This window comes from Bradyrhizobium sp. SZCCHNR1051, assembly GCF_032489615.1.
Taxonomy (GTDB): Bacteria; Pseudomonadota; Alphaproteobacteria; order Rhizobiales; family Xanthobacteraceae; genus Bradyrhizobium.
The window spans coordinates 1-13,049 of the sequence record NZ_JAUEYJ010000041.1 but is presented as its reverse complement, the minus strand read 5'-3'; the positions used below and the strand labels follow the sequence as shown (position 1 = coordinate 13,049).

The following is a 13,049-nucleotide window of genomic DNA, read 5'->3' as shown; positions in this document are numbered from 1 at the left end:
CACAGGCGCCCGCGCTGGTCCGCGCCGATCGACACGGCGGTGATCGATTTCGTCGATCCACTTGTCGCGACGCGGCTTTCCGAGCTAAGGAACTGCGCCTGACAATGCGCATTGCCGAGGGGTTCATGAGCCTGACCGATCCGACCGTCCTGTCCGCCTCCGACCTCGCAGACCGCATCGCGATCCTGCGCGACAACATCCGCCAGATCACCGAGCAGGCCGCTTCGCAGTCGGGTGCGGCCGACGAGGAGCGCAACGCCGACCGCCTCGCGCAGCAGAGCGAGGAGCTCGACGTTCTGCTCAAGGAGCAGGAGCGGCGGCTGAACAAATAGCCGGCGACCCCTTCGATCAATTCGCGCGTGCTGCACTGCGCTCGTTGTTGCCCGCACGTCGCCCACAGGCTAGCCTCGCCGAAAACAAGCGGGAGGTAGCCAGAGGATGCGAAACGGTCTGCTTTACACGTCAACCCTTGCGGCATTGACCACTGCGGCATTGCTGGCGGCCCTGACACCGGGCAGCGCCGAGCCACGCCATATGTATACGACCATGGTGCTGGAGGCGTTCGCCACCAAGGTCGAATGTCCCGGCGTCGATGTCGTCTATCAGGATCTGGTCCAGAAGGCGCAGGACATGAAGATGCCTGACGGCACGACCGAGAAGGTGCGCAAGGCGATCGCCTACATGCACACCGGCGGCAAGATGGGCGAGAAGCAGGACGACGATCTGATGGCGGAGGTCGCCGTCGCCACGCAGGCCATCGACATGGATCAGCGCCGCCTCGGCATGACGAACTGGTGCGAGGAGCAGAAGAAGACGCTGGCCGGCTTCATCCGTCCCAAGGGCTGACCCGGGAGCGGCCTCGGGGCTGCCGACGGAGTGGAAAGACCGCACGGCACGTTTGCCGGCCATGGCCGAACGACGCACCGTTCGTCGGTCTGCGCACCGCCATAGCGGGCATGGCACAGCCCCGCGGCGAGCAGGAACCCGGATGACCGCTGCCGCTTGGCCTTGCAGCTGCTATGCAGCAGACATCCGGCCCGGAGCGAGCCATGCGCATCGAAACCGCTTTCCTGTTCGACCTCGACGGCACGCTGGTCGACAGCGTCTATCAGCATGTGCTCGCCTGGAAAACGGCGCTGGATGCCGAGAACATCGAGCTCTCGGTCTGGCGCATCCACCGCAAGATCGGCATGAGCGGCGGCCTGTTCACCAACCAGCTGCTGCGCGAGACGGGTTTTGCCATCGAGCCCGATCGGATCGAGCGGCTGCGGAAAGCGCATGCCGCGGCCTATCAGAAGCTCGGAGGCCAGGTTCGGCCCCTGCCCGGCGCACGCGAGCTGCTCGGCTTCTTGACCGATGCCGGTATCCCCTGGGCGATCGCGACCAGCGGGAGAATGGAAACGGCGGCCGTCAATCTCGCCGCGCTCGGCGTCGATCCCAAGACCAACACTGTCGTGACACGCGACGAGGTCCGCTACGCCAAGCCTGATCCCGATCTGTTTCTCGCGGCCGCCGCCCGCCTCGACGCGCCGATCGAGCGCGCGGTCGTGATCGGCGACAGCATCTGGGACATGCTCGCCGCAACCCGCTGCCGGGCGCTCGGCGTCGGCCTGTTGAGCGGCGGCTATGGTTCGGAGGAACTGCGCCAGTCCGGCGCCATCCGCGTCTACGAGGATCCGGCCGACCTGCTCGGCCACATCGACGAGGTCGGCGGCCGGCGCTAACTCAGCCGGTCAACTCTGCGGGCCCGACAGCGAGATGTCGCGTTCGGCGCGGAACACGTTGGCATAGAGGTTGGCGATCCACTGGCGCCCCGTCGATGTCATGTTGAGATAGCGGATCTCGGTCTGGATGTGCGGGGCGACGCTGTTCCAATAGAACTGCGGATAGCGGTTGACGATATCGGCCGGTGACTCATAGCCGAGCTGCCGGTTGATGCCGACCTCCTCGAACTCGTAATACAGCGCGTTGGCCTTGCGGATGTAGTTGGGGTCGCCGAGCTGTCCGATCAGATCGGCGGCGCGCACGATCGACTGCTCCTCGTCGAACTGCTGGCCGGCGAGCGGCGGAAAGCGCGTGCCCTCGATGGCGCGGGCGATGCGATCCTTGTCCAGCGGCGCCATGCCTTCGATGCGGTTGATCACGTACAGCTTCGAGCGGTCGACGTGATACGGCATCAGGCTGGCGTCGGAGGCGCCGCGCGGCAGGCAGATCTTGCGGCCGCCGCGATCGATGACGAAGCCGTCGACGTCGTCTTCCCTGAACAGGCCGCGGACATAGCCGATGTCGTGGAGCAGGCAGGCCAAGATGACGTGGACGTAGTCGTCCGCCGTCATGTGGCTGTGCAGCGCGCGGCCGCGCAGGATCTCGTGGCCGGCCAGCGTGACCAGCAAGGTGTGCTCGACGTTGTGATACAGCGCATCGCTGTTGCCGATGCATTCCAGTGCAATGCGCGCAGCCGCCGGAAGCATCTCCGTCAACTGGGTATGAGACGATCCGAAACGGCGGCGCATATAGGAGCTGAGGAAACGCTCCAACGCCGCTGCCGCGAGCTCCGGTAAGGTCATCATCGCCGCTGCCCCGCCTCAGACAGCCCAAACACAACGTCAAAAGACATAACGCCCGAAAACACCATCACGATAACGCGGCTCGCGGCACGACTGAGACGTCAGGACGACACGGCTCAGGACGGCCAGCTTCGCACGGACACGCGCGAGATCGGCCCCCGGAGCGTTCGAGCACCTTGGCCGACGAGCATAGCCCAGGTTGCGGATATCGGCCACACCCGGACGAGCACACACCGGAAAACTGCGGGCCAAGCGACTGAATCTGACGCGATCGAGGTCGATCGCTAACGTCCCCGCACCGGCAGCGGCGGCCGTGGCGGTCGTGTCTCACCGCGATAGGCCGGTCGCCGCGCAGGGGAACGGCGGGCCGGCGCGGCCGCCGGCGCATCGACCGACTGCAGATAGGTGCTCAAGGCCGACGCGGAGTCGTCGCTGCTGGTGTAGTGCTTCTGCAGGAACAAATAGAGCGTCAGGCGAAAGCGCCCCTTGGCGAGCCCACGTGCCGAGCGATGACAGGTGGCGCAGCTGTCCGCAAACAGCCGCGCGCCGGATTTGCCGGCATCGAGATCTTCCGCCTGTGCACTGCTGATGACAATCAGCAGCAGCGCGGCCGATCCAACAAACCCCAGCCGCGCCCCGGCGCGCCCGCGCGCGTGGACACGCTCAGGCGACATCAGCCCGCGGGCTTTCCTCCGCCTGCACACCCAGCGCATCGAGATCGACCAGCGCCGGATCGTCCGGCATCGGCTCGCTCTGCTGCTGTCCGCCGCCATGGACGTGCATCAGCGTCTGCACCCGGCGCGCGTTGAGATAGTCGACGTGCTGATGCGCCAGCGCCAGCGGCAGCAGGGCCTTCGGCAGCGCGGTCATGGTGAACGCGGCGACGCGCTTCACCTCCTCACCCTCACGCCAGGTCAGCGGACTCAGCGTGTAGATCATCTGACGGTCGGTCTCGGGCGCAGGCAGTTGCCTCACCTCGGGCGGCGCCAGCAGGGCCACATTGATGTTGCCGGCCCGCGTGCGGCTCGCGGCCGCGCGCAGCTCCCAGCAGATCAGCTCCGCGGCGGACAGCACCTCGCGTCGGATGTCATCGACATCGGACGCGAAGCGGCTGGCCTCGCTCAGCGCCGCACGGCCGCGCGTGACCGCATCGACGAGCGCCGCCGCACCGATCTCGAAGCGAGGAACCGCCTGCTCGATTGCGGTGGCGACGGCCTCGATGTCGTTGGCGGCGCGGTCGCGGTCGCGCTGTGCCACCGCGTCGGCGAAGGCGCGCTCCGCCAGGATGATCTGCTCGTCGCATTCGGCGACCGATGCGCGCAGCGCCTTGGCCTTCTGCTCGACCGCCTGCATCTTCGATTCGGCACGATCGAGCTGCCCGTTGCTGGCGCCCGCCTTGGCGAGCCGCTCCGCGGCGACGCGCTTCTCGTCCAGCGCCGCCTCGGCCACCCGGAGACGATCCGTCAGCCGCCGCCGCGCGGCCTGCTTGTCCTTCAGCGCACGCTCGAAGATCTCGACGGGGCTCAGCTCACGCTTGAAAAAGACCATGGCAATAATCCCTGGACGGCGGGCGCGCCGGCAACGTTGGTCAGCGGCGAATCCACTGCCGAATCATGTTGCCCGATTCTTGCGTGGAAAATGGGTCGGAAACCAGGATGAGATGCGGCACACGTTCCCCTTGACGAAACCTATCCACCGCCGGCTGCGGCCGGGCAGAGTCGAGCGAGGCCGCCGGAACGCGCGGCATATTCTGAAAATTGGGATCCGATGTCAGCTCTGGTGGGGACCGCGCATCATCCTCATGGCGTCCGAGATGTGGCGCCATTCGCGGGCCTCCTCGGCCTCGCCACTGGCCTCGCATTGCTGTGCCTTTTGCGCAGCTTGTGCGACAGCCGAGGCGCCGTGCACCTCGAGCATCTGCCGGGCGATCGCGTGGATCTGGACTTCAGACATCATGTCGAGCTCCTGTCGCCGGATCGAATGGTCCGCGACAACTTTCTCTACACCGATGCGTTCCGTGAGCTGGATCACTGCACGTCCGGTTCCACCGGTTCAGACTGCGCCCCGTAATTTACCTTACGTGATCAATCCGATTTCGCGCACGCCGCCGCACTGTTACTTCTGACTGAGATTCGCCGGATGGCGATTTGAGGAGACGGACATGACGCAGGTCTTCTTCCACTGCTCCAATCCCGATGAGTTCCTCGTCGATCGGCGTGGAACCGCGGTCATCGATCTCGCCGAGGCCTGTGATCACGCCGAGCGCGTCATGCATTCGCTGATCTCCTCCGAAAGCGACGAGGATTGGCGCGACTGGGTGCTGCACATTTCCGACGATCTCGGCGAGGAAATCATCGCCATGCCGTTCGCGTCGGTGCTCGGCCCGATGCATTGAACGGAGCTGCGCGCCCTGCCGCGGCGCTGAGACATTGTGTCCGCATTAGGGTTACTGGCTCCCTCACAGGTTCCGCTCCTCGCATTCTTATCGCCACATTTGTCCGCCATTTCGGCGCTGATGCGACGGAGGGGACATCTCATGACCAGACTGCTGACGACCGCGGCCTTGGCGCTGACACTGACGGCATCGGCGGCGATGGCCGACGAGCACCGCGGCGGCGATGCCGCGCTTGGGGCCTTGTCGGGCGCCGTCGTATTCGGGCCGGTGGGAGCCGTTGCCGGCGCCGTCGTCGGCTATACCGCAGGTCCTTCGATCGCGCGCTCCTGGGGCTTCCGCCGCTCGCGTGCGGCCCGGTCGCAGCAGGTCCGGCGTCCAGTCAGGGACAGCCAGGCTGCGATGACCGAGCCTCAGCAGCAGCCGCAGGCCGCGCCGCGCAGCGCACCACCGCCTGCACGGACCATTGCTGTCGCTCCGCCGGCGCCGCGCGGCCCGGTGGCGCCGCCGGTGCAGACACTCGAGTAGACCCGCTGGTAAATCAGTAACCGCGGGCGCGATCGACGACGTTCAGCAACGTCTCTCCGCGCAGCAGACGCCGCGCATTCTCCGCCACCTGCTGCGCGATCACCTGCCAGGAGGCGATCGCCGCCATGTGCGGCGTCACCAGCACGCCCGGATCGCGCCACAGCGCATGGTCCGCGGGCAATGGCTCATGCTCGAAGACGTCGAGCACGGCGCCGCGCAGATGGCCGCTGCGGAGCAGCGCGACCAGATCCTCCGTCACCAGATGCTCGCCGCGGCTGCACAGGATCAGCGCGGCACCCTTGGGCAGCCGGCCCAGGCGCCCGGCATTGAGCAGGCCCACGGTCGAGGCCGTCAGCGGCAGCAGCGAGACCAGGATCTCCGTCTCACCCAGGAAGTCGTCGAGCGCATCGGCGCCGCTATAGGTCCGCACGCCGGCAAGCGCCTTGGGCGAGCGCGACCACGCGCTCACCGCGAAGCCCAGCTCGACCAGACGGATCGCCGCCGCGGAGCCGAGTTCGCCGAGCCCGAGAATGCCGACCCGACGGTCCTTCGCGGCACGCTGCTCGTACCGACGCCACACGCCGTTGCGCGCATTGATGACCACGCGATCGAAGTCGCGGTGGAAATACAGCGTCCCCCACAGCACGAACTCGGTCATGGCCGCGGAGATATCGGGATCGACGATCCGGCACAGCGGCACATCCGGCACGGTCGGATCGGACAGGATGTTGTCGACGCCCGCCGCGATCGAATGGATCAGCTTCAGCTTCGGCATCGTCGCGAGCGCGCCGGGCTCCGGCTTCCAGCACACCGCAAGCTCGGCATCGCGTGCCGCCGACTCCGGCCATGACGCGACGGTCACGCCCGGCAGCTCGCGCGCGAGCAGCGCCTGCATCGGATCCATCAGTCCGGGACGGCTGAGAAGCGCGACCGTGATCATGCCGGCCGCAGTCCGCACCATTGCGCGACGAACATCGCAATGGACAGCGTGGTCTTGCGCACGCTGTCGAGATCGACACGCTCGTCGAACGCGTGCGGACCGATGCCATAGGGCCCGTAGCACAGCGCCGGGATGCCATAGTCGACCTGATAGTAGCGGGTGTCGTTGACCGCCGTAGAGAGCCGCACGTCGAGCGGCTTCTCGAATACCCGTGCATGTACCTCGGCCAGCGCCGCCTCGGCGGCGCTGCCGGGCTCGCACACCGCAGGATCGGCCTGGAAGCCGCTCCACACCAGCTCGACCGGATTCTCCGACAGGAAGCTGTCTGCGGCCTGCGCCTTCACGAGACACTGCTCGATGCCGGCCATGGCCTGCGCCGGCGTCTCGCCCGGCAGCACGCCCAGCCGGCAATCGAGGTCGCACCAGGCCGGCGTCGAGCTCGCCCAGTCGCCGCCCTTGATGATGCCGACGTTGAACTTGATCGGATCCTTGACCGCAGCGAACCAGGCGTTCGACTTGGCACGCGCGTTGATCTCTTTCGTGTGCTCCTGGAAGGCGCGGATCAGATGCATCGCCGAGAGGATCGCATTGGTGCCGGTCTCGGCATAGGCGACGTGCACCGGCGTGCCGCGCACGCGCAGCCGGAACCAGATCGCGCCGACCTGCGCGCGGGTCAGCGTGTGGCCGGTCGGCTCCGGGATCAGGCAGGCGTCGGCCGTATAGCCGCGCATCAGAGTCGAGAGCGCGCCGTTGCCCGTGCTCTCCTCCTCGGTCACGGTCTCCAGGTGAATGCGTCCGTCCGGCACGAAGCCGGCGGCCTTGATGGCGTCGAGCGCGAAGATCATCGCGGAGACACCGGCCTTCATGTCCTGCGCGCCGCGGCCGATCATCCAGCCGTCACGCACGATCGCCTCATAGGGCGGATCGTTCCAGAGATCGGTCGGGCCCTCGGGCACGACGTCGATGTGGCCCTGCAGGATCAGGCTGCGTCCCTTGCCCGCGCCGTCCAGCGTCGCCACCACCTGCTTGGAGCCGTCGAGTGCGATGCTGTCCATCGGCGCCGCCTTGGGATGGCGCATCAGGTCGACGTCTTCAAGGCTGAAGCGGTCGACCTGATAGCCGCGGGTCTCGAACTCGCCGGCCAGCCAGTCCTGCACCGGCGCCTCTTCGCCGCGCAGGCTGCGGAACTGGACGAGTTGCTGCAGGAAGGCGACCTGCTTGGCGAAGTTGGCATCAACAGCGGCGGCGAGCCGCTCCATCACGTCATTCGGCACAGCCGCCGCAGCGTCAGTCACGTCTCAAACCTCCAGCCTTCCCATTCACCTCGGCCGCGCGTCAGGCGGCCAGGCACTTCTCCAGGATCGCGAGCCCTTCGTCCACGATCTCGTCGGACGCGGTCAGCGGCACCAGAATGCGGATGGTGCTCGCGGTGACGCCGCAGGACAACAGGATCAGTCCGTTCTCGTGTGCGACGCGGGTCACGCGCTTGGTCATCTCGGAATCCGGCTCGTCGCTGCCGCGCTGCTTCAGGATATCGAATGCAACCATCGCGCCAGGACCGCGCGGCCCGGAAACCGGAACCAGGTTGTTGGCGCGCGAGAAGCGCTCGATCGCCGCGCGCAATCGGTCGCCGATCGCATTGGCGCGGTCGAGCAGCTTCTCCTGCTCGAACACGTCGAGCACGGCGAGCGCCGCCGCGCAGGCCAGCGGATTGCCGCCGTAGGTGCCGCCGAGGCCGCCCGGCTCCGCGGCGTCCATGATCGCGGCACGTCCGATCACGCCGGACAGCGGCATGCCGCCGGCGAGACTCTTGGCGACGCAGATCAGGTCCGGCTGCACGTCGTAGTGCTCCATCGCGAACATCTTGCCGGTGCGGCCGAAGCCGGTCTGCACCTCGTCTGCGATCAGCACGATGCCATGGGCGTCGCAGATCCGGCGCAGGCCCCGCATCAGCTCCGGCGGCGCCTGGTGGAAACCGCCCTCGCCCTGCACCGGCTCGATGATGATGGCCGCGACCTGCGAGGCGTCGATGTCGGCCTTGAAGATGAAGTTGATGTAGGACAGCGTGTCCTCGACCGACACGCTGCTGCCGGCGATCGGGAACGGCGCGTGCCAGACCCCGGGCAGCGGCGGTCCGAAATGCTTCTTGTACGGCATCACCTTGCCGGTCATGGCGTTGGCGAGCGCGGTGCGGCCGTGGAAGGCGCCGGTGAAGGCGATGATGCCGCTGCGCCCCGTGGCCGCGCGCGCGATCTTGATCGCGTTCTCGGTCGCCTCCGCGCCGGTCGTCAGCAGGATCGACTTGGCCGGCCCCGAAATCGGCGCCAGCGCGTTGAGCCGTTCGCTCAGCCGCACATACGGCTCGTATTGCAGCACCTGGAAGCAGGTGTGGGTGAAGCGGTCGAGCTGCGCGCGGATCGCGGCAACGACATGCGGATGGCAGTGGCCGGTGTTGAGCACCGCGATGCCGCCGGCAAAGTCGACATAGCGCTTGCCCTCGACGTCCCACACCTCGCTGTTGAGGGCGCGGTCGGCAAACAGCGGCGTCGCATAGCTCACGCCCCTGACGACGGCCTCGTGTCGTCGCGCCAGCAGGTCTTCGTTCGCAGCCGAAATTGCAGCCGAAATTACAGCCATGGCTCAACTCCTCGTGAGAAAAATCGAGCAGAAGGCTACGCCGAGAGCCGTCGCGATCAATCAGCTTGTTCCCGATGACAAGTGCCTGCAATGCACCAGACCCAGCGGGATGAGCGCGGCTACGCGGCGAGCACCTGCTTCAGCCACGCCCGCAGCGCCACGATCGCAGGCTCGTCCCAGCGCTCCCGGAGCGCGACGAGCTGATAGGCTCCCATGTGGAGTGCCGAGGGGATCACCTCGACCAGCGCACCGCTGCGCAGATCGTCGGCGACCAGCACCTCGTTGGCGAGCGCGACGCCCTGGCCGAAGCGGGCGGCTTCGATGGCGAGATGCGCGTGCCACAGCCGCTGGCCGCGCAACGTGACCGGCTCCCGATACCCCGCCAGCTCGAACCATTGCTCCCATTGCGCGGTGGACTCCTCGTGGATCAGCGAGGCCCTGGCGAGGCCCGGGAGTGTCGCGATCGCCGGAAACCTTGCCAGATAGGCCGGGCTTGCGACCGGAAATACACGTGGGCGCACCAGCTCCTCGGCGACCACGCCGCCGCTCCGGTCGACCGCTTCGGCATAGACAATCTCCGCATCCGCTTCGCCGCGCTGCAGGTCGGGGTGCGCCAGCGTCGGCTGCAGATTGATGTCCCAGTTGCGCGGCGGGCCGCTCAGCTCGGGCAGCCGCGCCAGCAAGCGGCGATTGGCGAGGCCTGGAATGCACCAGATGTTCAGGGTCGGACGCGCTGCGGGCCGCACCGAAATTGTCGCGCGGGCGATGATGTCGAAGGCCTGGCTGACCTCGGCATGAAACTGGCGCCCGGCCTCGGTCAGCGCGAGGCCCCGCCCCTCGGCGCGCACCAGCGCCACGCCCAGGCTACGTTGCAGATTCTGCAGATGACGCGAGACCACGGTGTGGCTGACGGCGAGTTCGTCGCCTGCGGCGCGCACGCTGCCCTTGCGGCCGACGGCCTCGAAGGCACGCAGCGCGATCAGGGAGGGCAATCGAGGTCTCGTCATGCTCGCACAGTTCTCAGCCTGCGCGATCCCCCTCCCCGCCCTCAAGCGGGAACCGCCACGATCCGTCTGTCGCGCGGCTGATGTCGGAGCGCCGGCTGCCTTGGCGGCGTCCGTTGACCGCACGAGGCGTTCCGGGCGGAGCGCCGCATCGCGGTCACGAGGGCGCTTGCGCGCGTCATGCCGCTCTTACCGTCAGCATCGGCGCAACGCCAGCCCAGAGAAAGCCACACTCGCGGGCGGGACGTTCGCGGACGTCTTAACGTGGCAGGCCGCGTCGCAAACGATCCTTAAGCCTCCCCGCCCCGACAGGCGCCATTTGCCAAAAAGTTTCCACAATTCGACTTTGAATCGGCAGTGCTTCGAGCAGGAGAACCCCCAAGATGCGGATCAGCCAAATGATCTCCGTCGGTTCGCTGGCAGCCCTCGTCGCGACGGCCGCCCCCGCACTGGCGAAAAGCTCCCAGACGCCCAAACCGGATGATCAGGCCACATCGTCCCTGCCGTGCCGCGCCTACCAGCAGGCTCCCGACGGGACATGGATGGAGCGGCCCTGTCAGGGCCAGGGCGCAAGCGCGCCGGCGCGTCAGCGCGCGGTCACCAACGGGGCCGGCAGCGCGGAACAACGTTAGCGGACGTGTGGTTAGCGGACTTGGCACGAGAGCCGGAGCGCTTGCGCTCCGGCCTGCGCTGGTGCCGCGCTCAGTAGGGCGGCGCCCTGCGCGCCCGCTGCTCCCTGCCCGCCTCGACCCACCACAACAGATCGTCGGCAAAGCGCGGAAACGCGCGCTCCAGCGCCTGGCCGGAATCGCCGGTCGGCTTGCCGTCGGCAGATAGCGACTGACCGATCGGGCCGACGGCAAGCGTGCTCGACACCACCACCATCCCCATCTCCGACAACGTGCCGTGCCACGCGGTGGCGGCGCGTGCCCCGGAGAGCCGGCCGGCGGAATAGCTCGCGATCGCCGCCGGACGCCAGAACCATTCCTCGAGAAAGTGGTCGGTGAGGTTCTTCAGTCCCGGCTGCATGCCCCAATTATATTCGCCGGTGACGAACACGAAGCCGTCGGCGGCACGGATATTGGCCGCAAGCTCGGCCATGGCCGCTGGCGCCTGGCCGGGCGGATATTCCTTGTACATGCGGTCGAGCATCGGGAGGCCGACCGCCCTGGCGTCGATCAGCTCGACGTCCTGGTCCCTGGCGCGCAACCCGTCCACGACGAATTGCGCGAGCCGGATGCCCATCCGGTCGGAGCGATAGGAGCCGTAGAGGACGAGGATGCGGAAGCTCATGGCGCGTCAACTCCTGGCCGGACGATCCGCGCCAGACTACCACGCCGCATTGCCATCGAGGTCACTATGGTCACGCCGCGGATCGATCGACCGGCGGCGCGTGGTTGGCGGAAACGAGGCGTGGCACGCTCAGCGCGTCACCGTAGCTGAAGCGGAGCGCTCGGATGGCCGGCCGAACACGCTGCGGCAACCGTCGCTGAGGCTAGCGCGCTGCTTCATCATGCAGGCAATGATGCGGTCGCGATCGGGAATCTCCGACGAGCACAGCCGGAACACGTCGCCGGTGCACAGCCGCCGCTGGTCGTCCTCCGTGAAGGCATGGCCCGCGCGCGGGCTGGCGACCATCGCCAGCGCAAGCCCTGCCATTGCCACATTCCAATTCCGCATCCTGAACAGATGAGTTCGCATCGCCGTCCCCAATTCGCCCGCTGTTTGTCCGGTTCACCCGCTGCTTTCGCTGATGTCGCGAAGCAGTTGCCGCCGCAGAATCAAATGATGACACGTCGCGGCGCGCCTTCAACAAGCGCTCTCGTTCCTGCACCACAATTTTGCGGCCTGTTGCATCTTCGACTCCTTTTGCGCTGCCGGACCCCGTGAGACGCCGCCAAATTGTCATTAGGCGAACGCAATCCGGCCCAGCCGCGCTCACACTCTCACGGCGTAGTGGCGGCGTGCTGATGGTGCTTCGGACCATCACGTGTCCCGAGTTCAGGTGTGGGAGTCAGGTTCATGGCGTACACGATGGTGGCTGAGCGGGAGCAGCAGACAATCCGCAAGCAGCGCGAAAGCGCCCTCATCGTTCTCGCCAACGCACAGGTGATGGAGGCAGAAGGCTGGCAGGTCGTCATCACCGACGAGGACGGCAACAGCCTGCCGCTCGCCGAGTTCGAAGCTGGCATCTCGCAGAAATTCTCGTCCTGGTACAAGGCCAAGCAGCGGCCGGTGGTGCCCACCACCATCCCAGCCCCCAACCTGTTCTCGACGCCGGCCAATGACGACGCCGAGCCGGAGGCCATCGTGGCCGCCGAACTCGCCGCCGAGCAGGTCGAGACGGCCGAGGTCCAGGAAGCTGCGGTCCAGGAGATCGCCGAGGACGATTTCGAAACGGCCGAGACCGCCAACACTCCGACGGCCGAGAAGGCCGAGCGCGAGGAGATCGCGCTCGACGCCGCCGAGATGGCCGACTGACGCTGCCGCCGCGCCGCAGCATCGCCGGCTTCAGTCGTCGCCGTCGTAGAACCGCTCCAGCGGCAGCCTGATCCGAGCCCTGCCGAGCAACGATGTGGGACGGCTGTGGTGCGGACCGAGTGTGCTTCGGCGCGCCGTCGCTTCCTCGCGCGACCGGCGAGTAACAAACATGTTCGCAGCGCGGCTTTCGATCGAACAACGATCATTGGAACGAAGAACCGCCTGCCCGCCGGGCAAATCAAAGCGCATTTCCATCCGGCGGCGTCGCCTCCACGGCCTGAATCGGCAACAACGGCGGTGCGCGCAGAAGCGATTTTCGGCAGGCCCATCAAGCTGATTTGGCCTGTCCAGTCCCATCGTCAGAGATATTCCGCTTTTCCTAAATCGGATTCAGTGCTTTTGTCGTGCCATCTCTCGCTCGCAAGAGCAACTGTGCTGTTGAGGTAGGCCGGCGAACGGCCGGCCTCAAGGCTGGCGCGAGACGCGCCCCCGCCTTCGGC

At 67.0% G+C, this 13,049-nt stretch carries 17 protein-coding genes; 7 read left to right on the top strand and 10 right to left on the bottom strand.

Translation table 11 applies throughout. The annotated features are described in order from the left end of the window. Positions 1 to 125 precede the first annotated feature (125 nt). The 3 genes from QW868_RS32620 to QW868_RS32610 all read left to right on the top strand — a co-directional run bounded on the left by QW868_RS32620 (position 126) and on the right by QW868_RS32610 (position 1,724). On the top strand, positions 126 to 332 hold the full coding sequence (locus QW868_RS32620) for a hypothetical protein (RefSeq protein ID WP_315712292.1): 207 nt from the start codon (positions 126 to 128) through the stop codon (positions 330 to 332). A 106-nt stretch (positions 333 to 438) separates the two neighbouring features. Further along, entirely contained in the window at positions 439 to 846 is a 408-nt protein-coding gene (locus tag QW868_RS32615) for a hypothetical protein (protein ID WP_315741145.1), read from the top strand. A 203-nt stretch (positions 847 to 1,049) separates the two neighbouring features. After that, positions 1,050 to 1,724, top strand: coding sequence for an HAD family hydrolase (locus tag QW868_RS32610; RefSeq protein ID WP_315780537.1), 675 nt, complete (start codon positions 1,050 to 1,052; stop codon positions 1,722 to 1,724). A 9-nt stretch (positions 1,725 to 1,733) separates the two neighbouring features. On the opposite strand, the gene QW868_RS32605 is transcribed toward QW868_RS32610, so the two are convergent. From QW868_RS32605 to QW868_RS32590, 4 genes are all read right to left on the bottom strand, one after another. Then, positions 1,734 to 2,570 carry an HD domain-containing protein gene (locus tag QW868_RS32605; protein WP_315741143.1) on the bottom strand — a complete coding sequence of 279 codons (837 nt, stop codon included), beginning with the start codon at positions 2,568 to 2,570 and terminating at the stop codon, positions 1,734 to 1,736. Positions 2,571 to 2,851: 281 nt separating this feature from the next. Next, positions 2,852 to 3,241, bottom strand: coding sequence for a cytochrome C (locus QW868_RS32600; RefSeq protein WP_315813683.1), 390 nt, complete (start codon positions 3,239 to 3,241; stop codon positions 2,852 to 2,854). After that, entirely contained in the window at positions 3,231 to 4,115 is an 885-nt protein-coding gene (locus QW868_RS32595; RefSeq protein WP_315741141.1) for a hypothetical protein, read from the bottom strand. The genes QW868_RS32600 and QW868_RS32595 overlap by 11 nt, the downstream gene beginning before the upstream one ends. Before the next feature lie 222 nt (positions 4,116 to 4,337). Beyond that, positions 4,338 to 4,520, bottom strand: a complete 183-nt coding sequence (locus QW868_RS32590) for a hypothetical protein (RefSeq protein WP_315775288.1) — start codon at positions 4,518 to 4,520, stop codon at positions 4,338 to 4,340. A 208-nt stretch (positions 4,521 to 4,728) separates the two neighbouring features. On the opposite strand from QW868_RS32590, the gene QW868_RS32585 reads away from it, so the two are divergent. Together QW868_RS32585 and QW868_RS32580 are read left to right on the top strand one after the other, a co-directional pair. Next, positions 4,729 to 4,962 carry a DUF6894 family protein gene (locus tag QW868_RS32585; protein WP_315741140.1) on the top strand — a complete coding sequence of 78 codons (234 nt, stop codon included), beginning with the start codon at positions 4,729 to 4,731 and terminating at the stop codon, positions 4,960 to 4,962. Positions 4,963 to 5,103: 141 nt separating this feature from the next. Next, positions 5,104 to 5,487 carry a hypothetical protein gene (locus QW868_RS32580; protein ID WP_315755680.1) on the top strand — a complete coding sequence of 128 codons (384 nt, stop codon included), beginning with the start codon at positions 5,104 to 5,106 and terminating at the stop codon, positions 5,485 to 5,487. Positions 5,488 to 5,500: 13 nt separating this feature from the next. Here the strand turns inward: QW868_RS32580 and QW868_RS32575 are convergent, their stop codons facing one another. The 4 genes from QW868_RS32575 to QW868_RS32560 all read right to left on the bottom strand — a co-directional run bounded on the left by QW868_RS32575 (position 5,501) and on the right by QW868_RS32560 (position 10,071). Further along, positions 5,501 to 6,427, bottom strand: a complete 927-nt coding sequence (locus QW868_RS32575; protein WP_316232492.1) for a glyoxylate/hydroxypyruvate reductase A — start codon at positions 6,425 to 6,427, stop codon at positions 5,501 to 5,503. After that, positions 6,424 to 7,722, bottom strand: a complete 1,299-nt coding sequence (locus QW868_RS32570) for an ArgE/DapE family deacylase (RefSeq protein ID WP_316232484.1) — start codon at positions 7,720 to 7,722, stop codon at positions 6,424 to 6,426. Before QW868_RS32570 ends, QW868_RS32575 begins: the two co-directional genes overlap by 4 nt. A 40-nt stretch (positions 7,723 to 7,762) precedes the next feature. Next, on the bottom strand, positions 7,763 to 9,064 hold the full coding sequence (gabT, locus tag QW868_RS32565; RefSeq protein WP_315798489.1) for a 4-aminobutyrate--2-oxoglutarate transaminase: 1,302 nt from the start codon (positions 9,062 to 9,064) through the stop codon (positions 7,763 to 7,765). Positions 9,065 to 9,183: 119 nt separating this feature from the next. After that, complete coding sequence (locus tag QW868_RS32560) at positions 9,184 to 10,071, bottom strand: LysR substrate-binding domain-containing protein (RefSeq protein WP_316232483.1); 888 nt, start codon at positions 10,069 to 10,071, stop codon at positions 9,184 to 9,186. 380 nt (positions 10,072 to 10,451) lie between these two features. On the opposite strand from QW868_RS32560, the gene QW868_RS32555 reads away from it, so the two are divergent. Continuing rightward, positions 10,452 to 10,700 (top strand): hypothetical protein, encoded by a 249-nt coding sequence (locus tag QW868_RS32555; protein WP_315741135.1) that lies wholly within the window; start codon positions 10,452 to 10,454, stop codon positions 10,698 to 10,700. Positions 10,701 to 10,770: 70 nt separating this feature from the next. Here the strand turns inward: QW868_RS32555 and QW868_RS32550 are convergent, their stop codons facing one another. Further along, positions 10,771 to 11,361 carry an NAD(P)H-dependent oxidoreductase gene (locus QW868_RS32550; RefSeq protein ID WP_315780527.1) on the bottom strand — a complete coding sequence of 197 codons (591 nt, stop codon included), beginning with the start codon at positions 11,359 to 11,361 and terminating at the stop codon, positions 10,771 to 10,773. A 129-nt stretch (positions 11,362 to 11,490) separates the two neighbouring features. After that, positions 11,491 to 11,727, bottom strand: coding sequence for a hypothetical protein (locus QW868_RS32545; RefSeq protein WP_315712310.1), 237 nt, complete (start codon positions 11,725 to 11,727; stop codon positions 11,491 to 11,493). Between the two features lie 363 nt (positions 11,728 to 12,090). On the opposite strand from QW868_RS32545, the gene QW868_RS32540 reads away from it, so the two are divergent. Continuing rightward, a complete protein-coding gene (locus QW868_RS32540) occupies positions 12,091 to 12,549 on the top strand; it encodes a hypothetical protein (protein ID WP_316232482.1) in 459 nt (152 codons plus the stop codon). Positions 12,550 to 13,049 lie beyond the last annotated feature (500 nt).